This window comes from Avibacterium volantium, assembly GCF_049366555.1.
Taxonomy (GTDB): Bacteria; Pseudomonadota; Gammaproteobacteria; order Enterobacterales; family Pasteurellaceae; genus Avibacterium; species Avibacterium volantium_A.
Genome location: NZ_JBMMGT010000069.1, coordinates 1 through 432 on the forward strand (window position 1 = coordinate 1; position 432 = coordinate 432).

General features: G+C 39.4%; 1 pseudogene. It reads right to left on the reverse strand.

The annotated features are described in order from the left end of the window. Positions 1-2: 2 nt before the first annotated feature. Positions 3-432 (reverse strand): annotated as a pseudogene (locus ACLS0A_RS11025) (hypothetical protein); the annotation flags it as partial.

The following is a 432-nucleotide window of genomic DNA, read 5'->3' on the forward strand; positions in this document are numbered from 1 at the left end:
AATTATTCTTCGGGTTTTTCGGTTTCTTCGATCAATGCGGGATAGACGATAAAAAAGCGTTTTCCCTTGCTGTTGATATACCTTTCTAATTTTGTAGGTACTTTGTGCTGATAGGGTCTTTGATTTTGTTCCGTGCCAGTTTTTAGCATTTTATGCTTTTCCATTGCTTCAAATACCAGCTTGCGGGGAAATTCGCTTTCTTTAATCACGTCTTTAAAGGCTTTAGGGTGAATATAAAAGTGTTCTGGTTCGCCGTTAAATACTTCTAAAACACGATAGCCCAAGATTTTTTGAATAATCCGCTGCGTGGTGGGTTCAGGCACTTGAATAAAGCCACTTTCTGCATTTTCGTCAAGCCAGCCATTAAAGAACTCTATGATTTTTTCTTCTTCCCGTTCGCCTGTGCCGTAATCGATGTGCCAATCATTGAAA